A 12095-nucleotide genomic window follows, 5' to 3' on the forward strand; every position below is an offset into this window, starting at 1 on the left:
ATACACCAGATGCCGATCATCAACACCCAAATCAAGCCGTTCAAGGCAACCGCATACCACAACGGCGATTTCGTGCCGGTCTCGGAAGAGAACTTCAAGGGCAAGTGGTCCGTCGTCGTGTTCTACCCCGCCGACTTCACGTTCGTCTGCCCGACCGAGCTGGGCGACCTCGCCGACCGCTACGCGGAATTCCAGAAGCTGGGTGTCGAAATCTACGCGGTGTCGACCGACACGCATTTCACGCACAAGGCCTGGCACGACACGTCGGACACGATCGGCAAGATCAAGTACCCGATGATCGGCGACCCGACGCTCACGCTGTCGCGCAACTTCGACGTGCTGATCGAGGAAGAAGGGATGGCGCTGCGCGGCACGTTCGTGATCAACCCGGAAGGCGAGATCAAGCTGTGCGAGATCCACGACAACGGCATCGGCCGCGACGCGGGCGAGCTGCTGCGCAAGGTGCAGGCCGCGCAATACATCGCGGCGCACCCGGGTGAAGTGTGCCCGGCCAAGTGGACGCCGGGTGCGGAAACGCTGACCCCGTCGCTCGACCTGATCGGCAAGATCTGACGATCGCTGCGCGCGCCTCGCACGAGGCGCGCGACGGCGGGCCGCCGCATCGAGCGGGCCGCCCCCTCCCCCGGCACGACGTGCCCGACCAGAAATATCAATACGGAATCCGAAACGCCATGCTCGACGCCAATCTCAAGAACCAACTGAAAGCGTACCTCGAAAAAATCACGCGCCCGATCGAACTCGTCGCGTCGCTCGACGACAGCGCGAAATCGCAGGAACTGCTGGCACTGCTGAACGAGATTGCGTCGCTGACGGATCGCGTGACCGTGACCGAACGCCGCGACGACGCCGAGCGCAAGCCGTCGTTCTCGATCGGCGAGCCCGGCAGGCCGGCCGGCATCCGCTTCGCCGGCATTCCGATGGGCCATGAATTCACGTCGCTCGTGCTCGCGTTGCTTCAAACCGGCGGCCATCCGGTCAAGCTCGACGACGACGTGATCGAACAGATCCGAGCACTCGACGGCGACTATGCGTTCGAGACATATTTCTCGCTGTCCTGCCAGAACTGCCCGGAAGTCGTGCAGGCGCTGAACGTGATGTCGCTGATCAATCCGCGCATCCGTCACGTCGCGATCGACGGCGCGCTGTTCCAGGAAGAAGTCGAGTCGCGCCAGATCATGGCGGTGCCGACGATGTTCCTGAACGGCGAAACGTTCGGCCAGGGCCGCAGCAGCGTGAAGGAAATCCTCGCGAAGCTCGATACGGGCGCGAGCGAGCGCGCTGCGAAATCGCTCGCGAACAAGCCGGTGTTCGACACGCTGATCGTCGGCGGCGGCCCCGCAGGTGCGGCCGCTGCAATCTACTCGGCACGCAAGGGCATCGCGACCGGCGTCGTCGCCGAACGCTTCGGCGGCCAGGTGCTCGACACGATGGCGATCGAGAACTTCGTGTCGGTGCAGGAAACCGAAGGGCCGAAGTTCGCGACCGCGCTCGAGCAGCACGTGAAGCAATACGACGTCGACATCATGGACGTGCAGCGTGCCGACGCGCTGATTCCCGGCGACGTGCACGAAATCCGCCTCGCGAGCGGCGCGGTGCTGAAGGCGAAGACGATCGTGCTCGCGACGGGCGCGCGCTGGCGCGAGATCAACGTGCCGGGCGAGCGCGAATACCGCAACCGCGGTGTCGCCTACTGCCCGCACTGCGACGGCCCGCTGTTCAAGGGCAAGCGCGTGGCGGTGGTCGGCGGCGGCAACTCCGGCGTCGAGGCAGCGATCGATCTCGCGGGCATCGTGCGCGAAGTCACGCTGGTCGAATACGGCGCGCAATTGCGCGCGGACGAAGTGCTGCAGCGCAAGCTGCGCAGCCTGCCGAACGTGACCGTCGTCACGCAGGCGCAGACGACCGAACTGACCGGCGACGGCAGCAAGCTGAACGGCCTCGTCTACAAGGACCTGCGCTCGGGCGACGTGAAGCGCATCGACCTCGAAGGCGTGTTCGTGCAGATCGGCCTCGTGCCGAACACCGAATGGCTGAAGGGCACCATCGAACTGTCGAAGCACGGCGAGATCGTCGTCGATGCACGTGGCGCGACGTCGGTGCCCGGCGTGTTCGCGGCCGGCGACGTGACGACGGTGCCGTTCAAGCAGATCGTGATCGCGGTCGGCGAAGGCGCGAAGGCATCGCTTGGCGCGTTCGACCATCTGATCCGGCAGGATGTCGCGGTAGCCGAAACGAAGCCGCAAGCGGAAGAAGCGGTCGCCGCATAACGTACGCAACCGTACATCACGCACGCAAGTTGTCTCTCTTGGCCCCGCATGCCCTGGTCGGCATGCGGGGTCCTTTTTCTAGAAAAGGCGCTCCAGCACGTTCCGCACCAGGCATTCATCCTGAAAAGTCCTGACTACCCGTTTCTTCTCGGTTACCTATCTTCTTCACCACGAGGGCCGGCGCTTCGCGCGTCGTATCGTTGGGCAGCGTCGTCCGTGAAGACAGCCCGGCACCGTGGTCGCTCGTCGCAATTCCTGCAGGGTTGTCTTGAACGCCACGTGCTGCGCAACCGTCTCGACCAACGATGTCGCGATGCCGGTGAGCGGCGCGGCTGAGCGGCTGAACGCGTGGCAGAGCCAATGTTCTGCCAATAGGACGATTTATCGGATCGACACGAATGTTGCGGGGGCGGTCATGGGAGACAAGAGCGTTCTGGATGCGGTGGTTGTAGGTGCCGGATGGGCCGGTCTCGGCGTCAGTTATGCGCTCGCCCAGGAAAAAATGCGGCACTGCGTTCTGGAGCGCGGCAGAATCGGCGAGACCTGGCGGACCCAGCGGTGGGATTCTTTCCACTTCAATCTTCCCAACCGCTACAGCGTCATGCCCGGCGATCGTTACCAAGGCGCCGAGCCGGAAGGATTCATGACGCACACGGCATTTGTGACGCTGCTCGAAAACTACGCGCGGCGCCACCAGCTCCCGGTTCACACCGGCGTCGCGGTCTCGAAGCTGGACTCAAGCGACGGGCTCTTTCGCGTTGTGACGCCGCAACAGACGTGGTGGGCCAAAAGCGTTGTCGCCGCCAGCGGCAGCCTGAACCGGCCGCGCCGACCGGCTGCCGCGTCAGCATTGGTGAACGGCCCGGTGCAAATCGATGCGTCGGACTACCGCAATGCAAGCGCGTTGCCCGCCGGGGCCGTCCTTGTTGTTGGCAGTGCACAGTCCGGCTGCCAGATCGCCGAAGATCTGATCCAGGCCGGCAGAGAGACCTATCTCGCGACGAGCCATATTGGCCGGCTGCCGCGACGATATCGCGGGCACGACATTGTCGTGTGGATGGTGAAGACGGGCATGTTCGACGTGCCGCGCAAGGATTTCGTCGATGCGTCCGGCCGCGTTGCTGCTCGGCCCATGCTTGGTGCGTTGCACACCATCAGCCTGCAGTCTCTGAGCGCACAAGGCGTCGTGCTGCTGGGGCGATTGATCGGCGTGGAGGATGGCCGGCTCGTCTTCGCCGACGACCTTGCCGAAAATGTCCGGTTCGGCGATCAGGTCTCCGCGCAAACCAAGAGCCGCATCGATGAATTCATCGAGCTTGGCGGCCTTCACGCGCCCGCGGCCGCTGAGGACGAGGCGGAGACGGTTGCTCCACGCCTGCCCGAGCGACCTATCCTGTCGCTCGATCTCATCGAGCGGAACATTTCAGCGATTGTCTGGTGCACGGGCTTTGGGGGTGACTTCGATTGGATCGACATACCGGGTGTTCTCGATGAGCGACACCAGCCGGTTCACGAAGACGGCATTGCTCCGATCGCCGGCCTCTATTTCGCCGGACTCGACTTTGCGTCCACGCGCCGGTCGGGCACCGTGATGGCGATCGAAGACGAGGCGCGGCGGTTCGTCGCCCATATCGTGGCACGCTGCACGAGTTGACCGGATTCGAATTCACACCAGGTACGCGTACCAATTTTACGTTGGGGTGCATCTGCCCCGGCCCAGCGGCCTCTCGTTTACATGCGGCCGGATACGCCTGACCCGCTGCAGATCGGTATCAGGCGCGGGGAGCGGATTGGCTGCTCGCCCATGTAGATCAGCCGTCGGAACGTCCAGGCAAAGCGTCGGGCAAATGACTGTTCGTGGCCGGCCGACTCCCGCCCGACGCGCCCCGCCGGAGACAGCGAGACCGCCGTTCACTAGCGAACTAGAATGAAATTACCCATGCCACACGCTGCCGAATTGGCGGCGAGGGCATGCACAGCGGCGTCGGGGTTCGAATGACTACGACCACCGTCAAGGAGAATGCCATGCGTGCTGCAGACGTCATGACTCCCGTTGTCATCACAGTCACGCCAGAGACAACGGTACATACGGCGGCCAAGTTGCTCGCGGACAATCACATCGGCGGAATGCCCGTTATCGATGCGAACGGGCGGGTTGCCGGGTTTGTCAGCGAAGGCGATCTGCTGCATCGCGTCGAGATTGGCACGGGCAAGCGTCGCCGTGCCTGGTGGCTCGAGGCTCTCGCGTCGACGCGCGAATTGGCGGGCATCTATGTGAAGGAACATGGGCACGCCGTGAAAGACGTCATGAGCGACAGGGTGATCGCGGTGACCGAAGACACGCCGCTCGACGAGATCGCCGACACGTTCGAGCGTTTCCGCATCAAGCGCGTTCCAGTGCTGAAAGACAGCGAGCTCGTCGGTATCGTCAGCCGGGCCAATCTGATTCGTGCGCTCGCAAGCATGCCCGAGAAGTCCATGCCGCCGGTAACGCCGGATGACAGCGCGCTACGCGACTCGGTGCTGACGGAACTACGCGACCAACGCTGGGCGTTGCCGCGGGAGAACGTCATCGTCAGAGACGGCGTCGTCCATCTTTGGGGCGTCATCGACTCGGAAGAAGAGCGCCGCGCAGTCCTGGTCGCTGCCGAAGGCGTGCCTGGCGTGAAGCGCATCGAAAGCCATCTCGAGTTTCCGGGCATCATTCCGACGCTGTAGCCGAGGCCGACGACGGACTCGGATGGCCGAAGCGTCGACTTGTCTGAACATAGCCGTGCCGCAGCTTGCAGCGGCGACCGTGCGGGTGTAATTTTTTTGCAAGTTGGCCCCGTGTTTCCCAGTCGTCCGACAGGGTCCATCCGTCAGGCGGCATCGTATCTGCGCGGTATCGATGACGGGGCCGTTCCCAGCGCGTCTGCAAGGAGGCACCATGAACAGGCTCGCGTCGATTCTTCTTTGGGGCGTGCTTTCCGCAGTGGGCGCCTTCGCGCTCGCGACAGTAGCGCTGCGGCATGGCGAGAGCGTGAATGCAGTGTGGCTCGTGACGGCCGCCCTGATTGTCTATTTCATCGCGTACCGCTTCTACAGCAAATTCATCGCCGAGCGTGTTCTGCGACTGGACGATACCCGCCAAACCCCGGCGGAGCGACACAACGACGGCATGGACTATGTGCCGACCAACCGGTGGGTGCTGTTTGGCCATCATTTCGCGGCGATCGCCGGCGCCGGCCCGCTGGTCGGTCCCGTGCTGGCAGCGCAGATGGGCTACCTCCCCGGCGCGCTCTGGATTCTTGCAGGTGTCGTGATCGGCGGCGCCGTGCAGGATTTCATCGTGCTGTTCGCGTCGGTTCGGCGCGACGGGAAATCCCTCGGCGAGATGATCAAGATCGAACTGGGGCCGGTGCCCGGCTCGCTCGCGCTTGCCGGCGTGCTCGCGATCATGATCATCATTCTGGCTGTCCTGGCCCTCGTGGTTGTCAAGGCGCTGACGGCAAGCCCATGGGGCCTTTTCACCATCGCGGCGACGATTCCGATCGCGCTGATCATGGGCCTCTACATGCGCGTCTTCCGGCCTGGACGCGTTGGAGAAGCGTCCATACTCGGTGCCGCGCTGCTGATCGCCGCGCTGCTCGCCGGCAAGGCCGTCGCGAGCGATCCGACGTGGGGGCCGGCATTCACGCTGAGCGGTCCGCAACTGGCGTGGGCACTCATCCTGTACGGCGCCGTAGCCTCCAGTCTGCCGGTATGGCTGATGCTTGCGCCGCGCGACTATCTGAGCACCTTCCTCAAGATCGGTACGATCGTCGCGCTGGCCATCGGCATCTACTTCGTTGCCCCCGCGCTCTCGATGCCGCAAACCACGCGCTTTATCGACGGCAGCGGCCCCGTGTTTTCGGGCAAGCTCTTCCCGTTCCTGTTCATTACCATCGCCTGCGGCTCGGTGTCCGGGTTCCATTCGCTGATCTCCTCGGGCACGACGCCGAAGATGATCGAGCGCGAGTCGCATATGCGCTTCATCGGTTTCGGTGGCATGCTCGCCGAGTCATTTGTTGCCATCATGGCGCTGGTGGCCGCGTGCGTGCTGCAACCGGGTATCTACTTCGCGATGAACGCGCCGGCGGCGGTCATTGGCACCACAGCGGCCCATGCGGCGCAAGTCATTTCCGGTTGGGGGTTTACCATCACGCCGGAGATGATCAGCCAGACGTCCGCGAATATCGGCGAAACCACGATCCTGTCGCGCGCCGGCGGGGCGCCGACGCTTGCGGTGGGCATGGCGCAGATACTCGCCCAGGTGGTCGGCGGCAGCGCCATGCAGGCTTTCTGGTATCACTTTGCGATACTGTTCGAAGCCCTCTTCATTCTCACCGCCGTCGATGCCGGCACGCGCGTCGGCCGCTTCATGATCCAGGACATGCTGGGCCACGTTTATCGGCCGCTCGGCAATACGGAGCTGCTGCCCGCAAACCTCCTCGGTACCGGGCTGTGCGTTGCGTTGTGGGGTTACTTCCTTTATCAGGGCGTGGTCGATCCGCTCGGCGGCATCAACACGCTGTGGCAGCTGTTCGGTGTCGGCAACCAGATGCTGGCTGGCATCGCGCTGCTGCTTTGTACGAGCGTCCTGATGAAGATGAAGCGTGAGCGTTACGTCTGGGTGACGCTCGTGCCAACCGCCTGGCTTTTGATCACGACGCTGACTGCCGGACTGCAGAAGATTTTCAGCAGCGATCCGCACATCGGCTTCCTTGCGCTCGCGAACCGGTTCAGCGACGCAGCGGCGCGCGGGACCGTGCTCGCGCCAGCAAAGTCGATTGCGGAAATGCATCGGGTCGCCTTCAACAACTACCTGGATGCGGCGGTTTGTGGCGTGTTTGTCGTGCTGGTGGTGGCGATGTGTGCTTTCGCGATCAGGATGAGCTTGCAGGCACTGCACCAGGCACAGCCCACCGCTCACGAGACGCCGGCGGTCGCACGCACATAAGGAGAGCGCTCACCATGAAAACGCTGTTTCTGGCAAGACGGGCAACACAGCCGATGCAGGCAATGCACGCCCGGGATGTCGCTGTTGCACATGATGGGCGTCTCTCGGGCGTGACAAGGGCGATCCGTCAGGCTTACCTTCAGATGTTCGGGATTCCGGACTATGAGCGCTATGCCGAACATATGGCATCGCATCATCCGGGCGCGCCGTTGCTCTCCCGGCGCGAGTTCTGCGCTTGGGCGATTGACCGAAAATACGCCCGCAACGGGCCGCGATGCTGTTGAAGGTGACTGCCACGACCAACATCGCGCCGCCTATTCCGGAAACGGCAGTTCCGTCTGCCCTTCCGCGCGCATCCCAAACGTATTGAGCGTCATCGCGACGAGCGCGTAGTAGCCGAGCAGCGCGACCAGGTTGACGACCACCGCGTGGCCGAAGCGCTCCTCCGCGCATGCGAACGTCGCGTCGCTGACGCGCCGCGTGTCGTACAGCTCGGTCGCGAACGCGTAGATCAGCGCATCGTCGTCCGACTCGAACGCGGGTTCGACGCCGTCCCGGATCGCCTCGGCGGTCGCGGCCGGCACGCCGGCATCGAGCGCAATCGGATGATGAATGTGCCACTCCGCCTGCGAGCGCCAGCGTGCGGCGGTCACGAGGATCGCAAGCTCCGACAGGCGCAGCGGCAAGCCCGTGCGGTATCGGCAGAACGCCCCGAGCTGCTGCGCGTGCTGCGCAAGCTCGGGGCTCGCGATCCAGCCGAGGAACGGCCCGTTCAGGTTGCCGCGCGGGCCGCTGAGGATCTCGTCCAGCACGGCCTTCTGCGCGTCGGTCGCCGTTGCGGGGTCGAATGCGGGAAGTCTAGAAGTCATGGTTCGTCCGTTCGCTGATTCCGTCAGGCGCCGACCGCCGCCACCGCTGCATCAACTGCGCCCGCCAGGCGTTCGACGATCGTGCCGATCTGCTGCTCGGTGCAGATGAACGGCGGCGCGAGCAGCACGTGGTCGCCCTGGCGTCCGTCGATCGTACCGCCCATCGGATACACCATCAAACCGCGCTGCATCGCCTCCCGCTTGATGACCGCGTTCAGCTTCAGCGCCGGATCGAACGGCGCCTTGCTCGCGCGGTCGCGCACCAATTCGACGCCGACGAACAGGCCGCGGCCGCGCACATCGCCGACGTACGGATGCGCCGCGTAGCGCTCGCGCAGCAGCGCACGCAATTGCTCGCCGCGCGCCTTCACGTTGTCGAGCAGGTGCTCTTCCGCGATCACGCGCTGCACTTCGAGCGCCGCCGCGCAGGCCGTCGCATGGCCGATATACGTGTGGCCGTGCTGGAAGAAACCCGAGCCGCCGACGATCGTCCGGTAGATCTCGTCGCTGACGAGCGTCGCGCCGATCGGCTGGTAGCCCGCGCCGAGCCCCTTCGCGATCGTCAGCAGGTCCGGCGCGACGCCGTCTTCTTCGCACGCGTACAGGTAGCCCGTGCGCCCCATCCCCGACATGATCTCGTCGAGGATCAGCAGCACGCCGTACTTGTCGCACACCGCGCGAATCTTCTTCAGGTACGTGCGCACCGGCGGCACCGCGCCCGCCGTCGCGCCGACCACCGTTTCAGCGACGAACGCGGCGACGTTTTCCGCGCCGAGTTCGACGATCTTCTGCTCGAGCTCGTCCGCGAGACGCTGCGCGAACGCTTCCTCGGTTTCGTCCGCGCGTTGCTCGCGATACGCGTAGCACGGGCTCACGTGGTGCGCTTCGATCAGGATCGGCAGGAACGGCTCGCGCCGCCACGCGTTGCCGCCGATCGCGAGCGCGCCGAGCGTGTTGCCGTGATAGCTCTGGCGGCGCGCGATGAAATGACGCCGCTGCGGCTCGCCCTTCTCGACGAAATACTGTCGCGCGAGCTTGAGCGCGGCCTCGATCGCCTCGGAGCCGCCCGACACGAAATACACGTGCTCGAGCCCTGCCGGCGCGGCATCGACGAGCCGGTCGGCCAGTTCCTCCGCGACCGCGGTCGTGAAGAACGACGTGTGCGCGTACGGCAGTTGCTGCGCCTGGCGCTTGATCGCGTCGATCACGCGCTGGTTGCTGTGCCCGAGGCACGAGACGGCCGCGCCGCCGCATGCGTCGATGTAGCGCTTGCCGGTCGAGTCGATGATTTCGATGCCGTCGCCGGCGACGGCAACGGGCAAGGTCGCGCGGGGCGCGCGATGGAATACGGTGGTCATGCGTTGCCTCATGGAGCTGAAATCGGGAGCTGAAATCGGGAGCTGAAATCGGGGGCTAAATTCGGGATCTGGATTCGGAGTCTGAATTCGGAATCCGGATTCGAGATCTGAATGCGGAATCACGATGCGCGCGCGGCGCTGTCGCCGGGCACGATGCGCATCGCGAAACGCTGCGTGCCGTGCTGGTGAACCGACATGTCGATGCCCGATGCGCGGATCGCGAATACCGCCGTCGCAAGCGTGTTTTCGTCGTCGGGATCGTCCGGATCGTCGCGATAGATCGGCAGTCCTTCGGGCGCACGATCGCCGAGCACGCGCAACAGCGCATCTTCGCCGATCGCGTCGATGCCGGGCGTCAACGCGTCGACACGCCGCTGACGATCCGCCGACGATTGCGTGACGATCTGCCCTTCCCGTTCGCAGCCCGGATGCACCAGATGATTCGCGTGGCCCGACAGCCGCGTGACGTCGACGATCGAACAGCGCGCGACGCTGGCCTCGACGCTCAGGAGCCGCGCGTCGCCGCTCGCGCCGAGCGTGTGGTGGAAGCCGCTCGCCCGCGCATGCTTATGCAGCACGTCTACCGCCGCGTCGAGCGACGCGGCGTCGAGCACCGCGCGCGCGAGAACCATCCGCGGTACGCCAACGGCCGGCGTCTTGATGCGGATATTGTTGATCGCCTGCGCGATGCCCGCGCGATTCGCGGCGAACGTGTGGCCCGGCAGCGAACCGGGGTAATAGAAGCTGACGAAACCGGGCTTGCCCGCGGGGTGCACGTCGACGAGCAGGCAGCGTTCACGCAGGAACGGATCGCCATCCTCGTTGTGCGCGATCCAGCGCGTGCCGTCGGCGCCCTGCGCGGCGAGCGTCGTGCAGCCGTCCGGCGCGTTGTGGATCAGCTCGCCGCGGCAATTCCACAGGAAGATGTCCTCCGCGGGCCAGCCGAGCCCGGCCGCGATGCCGTCCAGTTCCGCGACGAGATCGGGGTAGGCGGCGAGCGCCGCCTGCCGCAACGCACGCACGAACGGATGGCCACGCCAGCGGCTGACGGCCTGCCACGCGCTGCTCTGCTGCATGTATGCGTCGAACACCGGCCGCGCGAGTTCGCCGAGGCGCACGCCGATGTCGAACGGTGCGCCGGTGATGACGGGAGTAAGGGTGAGCTGCATGTCGATGGAGTCGTGCTCAGGACACGTGTTTCAGGAATTCCTTCAGGCGCGGCGTCGGCGGCCGGTCGATCAGGTCGACCGGGTGGCCGTCTTCGGCGATCCCGCCCTGATCCATGAACAGCAGGCGCGTGCCGACCCGCTTCGCGAAGCCGATCTCGTGCGTGACGACGATCATCGTCATCCCCTCGGTAGCGAGATCCTGCATCACTTTCAGCACTTCGTGACGCAGTTCGGGATCGAGTGCCGACGTCGGCTCGTCGAACAGCATCAGCCGGGGCCGGATCGCGAGCGCGCGTGCGATCGCCACGCGCTGCTGCTGGCCGCCCGACAGCTCGGACGGATAGTGATTCGCCCGCGATTCGAGGCCGACCTTGTCGAGCAGCGCCATCGCCTGGTCGCGCGCGTCGGCGCGCGACGCGCCGCGCACCTGGATCGGCCCGAACATCACGTTCTCGAGCGCCGTCATCTGCGGAAACAGGTTGAACTGCTGGAACACCATCCCGGCCTCGAGCCGGATATTGCGGATCGTCGCCGCGTTGCCGCGCACGCTCTGCCCGTCGACGAGCAGCTCGCCGCCCGTGATCTTCTCGAGCGCGTTGATACAGCGCAGCATCGTCGACTTTCCCGAGCCCGACGGGCCGATCACGACGACGACCTCGCCCGCGTCGATCTTCAGGTCGATGTGCTTCAGCACCGGCACGTGGCCGAAGCTCTTCGACACGTTCTGGAATTCGATCATGCTCATAAGATTTTCATCCTCCGTTCGACCACACGCAGCGTCAGCGTCATCGCGCCGGTCAGAACCAGGTAGATCGCCGCGACCGCGGTCCAGATCTCGACCGCCTGGAAATTGCCGGCGATGATTTCCTGCCCCTTGCGCGTCAGCTCGCCGACGCCGATCACGATGAACAGCGACGTGTCCTTGAGGCTCACGATGCACTGGTTGCCGAGCGGCGGAATCAGCCGCCGGAACGCGAGCGGCCCGACCACCTTCAGCAGCACGCGCGGCATCGACAGGCCCATCGCGAGCCCCGCCTCCGTCAGCCCCTTCGGAATCGACAGCAGCGCGCCGCGCACCACCTCCGCCAGATACGCGCCGGAATTCACCGTGATCGCGATGATCGCGGCCGTCAGCCCGTCGATGCGGATGTGCGCGAGCAGCGGCAGCGCGAAATACAGGAACATCACCTGCACGACGATCGGCGTGCCGCGGATCAGCTCGATGTACACCTGCGCGAGCACGTTCATGAACTTCGGCCCGTACGCGCGGAACATGCCCGCGATCATCCCCACGACGAAGCCGCCCAATAACCCTAAGAATGCGATGAACACCGTCAGCCTGACCCCGTCCATCAGGTCCGGCAGCGCTGCCCAGATCGCCGACCAATCGAAATTCACTTACCGCTCCCCATTCGGTTCAAGACCGGCGC

At 64.9% G+C, this 12095-nt stretch carries 11 protein-coding genes; 6 read left to right on the forward strand and 5 right to left on the reverse strand.

Annotation, left to right across the window (positions count from 1 at the left end; genetic code table 11):
• The first annotated feature begins 9 nt into the window (after positions 1-9).
• The 6 genes from ahpC (at position 10) to ACV22Z_RS13210 (ending at position 7553) form a co-directional block, all read left to right on the forward strand.
• On the forward strand, positions 10-573 hold the full coding sequence (gene ahpC, locus ACV22Z_RS13185) for an alkyl hydroperoxide reductase subunit C (RefSeq protein WP_448076730.1): 564 nt from the start codon (positions 10-12) through the stop codon (positions 571-573).
• A 119-nt stretch (positions 574-692) separates the two neighbouring features.
• The gene (gene ahpF, locus ACV22Z_RS13190; RefSeq protein WP_448076731.1) at positions 693-2288 is read left to right on the forward strand and encodes an alkyl hydroperoxide reductase subunit F; all 1596 of its coding nucleotides are present in this window, start codon (positions 693-695) and stop codon (positions 2286-2288) included.
• A 268-nt stretch (positions 2289-2556) separates the two neighbouring features.
• Positions 2557-3942, forward strand: coding sequence for a flavin-containing monooxygenase (locus ACV22Z_RS13195; protein WP_448076732.1), 1386 nt, complete (start codon positions 2557-2559; stop codon positions 3940-3942).
• 371 nt (positions 3943-4313) lie between these two features.
• Complete coding sequence (locus ACV22Z_RS13200) at positions 4314-5006, forward strand: CBS domain-containing protein (protein WP_448076892.1); 693 nt, start codon at positions 4314-4316, stop codon at positions 5004-5006.
• A 211-nt stretch (positions 5007-5217) separates the two neighbouring features.
• Positions 5218-7269 carry a carbon starvation CstA family protein gene (locus ACV22Z_RS13205; RefSeq protein WP_448076733.1) on the forward strand — a complete coding sequence of 684 codons (2052 nt, stop codon included), beginning with the start codon at positions 5218-5220 and terminating at the stop codon, positions 7267-7269.
• 14 nt (positions 7270-7283) lie between these two features.
• Complete coding sequence (locus tag ACV22Z_RS13210) at positions 7284-7553, forward strand: YbdD/YjiX family protein (protein ID WP_448076734.1); 270 nt, start codon at positions 7284-7286, stop codon at positions 7551-7553.
• Between the two features lie 30 nt (positions 7554-7583).
• Here ACV22Z_RS13210 and ACV22Z_RS13215 read toward each other — a convergent pair whose 3' ends face one another.
• The 5 genes from ACV22Z_RS13215 to glnP form a co-directional block, all read right to left on the reverse strand.
• Positions 7584-8138 (reverse strand): carboxymuconolactone decarboxylase family protein, encoded by a 555-nt coding sequence (locus tag ACV22Z_RS13215; RefSeq protein ID WP_448076735.1) that lies wholly within the window; start codon positions 8136-8138, stop codon positions 7584-7586.
• A gap of 23 nt (positions 8139-8161) precedes the next feature.
• Positions 8162-9496: an aspartate aminotransferase family protein gene (locus tag ACV22Z_RS13220; RefSeq protein WP_448076736.1), complete on the reverse strand. Its 1335-nt coding sequence runs from the start codon at positions 9494-9496 to the stop codon at positions 8162-8164.
• A 119-nt stretch (positions 9497-9615) separates the two neighbouring features.
• Positions 9616-10665, reverse strand: coding sequence for a C45 family autoproteolytic acyltransferase/hydolase (locus ACV22Z_RS13225; protein WP_448076737.1), 1050 nt, complete (start codon positions 10663-10665; stop codon positions 9616-9618).
• Between the two features lie 16 nt (positions 10666-10681).
• Positions 10682-11410, reverse strand: coding sequence for a glutamine ABC transporter ATP-binding protein GlnQ (glnQ, locus tag ACV22Z_RS13230; protein ID WP_034185930.1), 729 nt, complete (start codon positions 11408-11410; stop codon positions 10682-10684).
• A complete protein-coding gene (gene glnP, locus ACV22Z_RS13235; RefSeq protein WP_448076738.1) occupies positions 11407-12063 on the reverse strand; it encodes a glutamine ABC transporter permease GlnP in 657 nt (218 codons plus the stop codon). The genes glnQ and glnP overlap by 4 nt, the downstream gene beginning before the upstream one ends.
• Positions 12064-12095 lie beyond the last annotated feature (32 nt).

The organism is Burkholderia sp. PU8-34 (assembly GCF_053427725.1).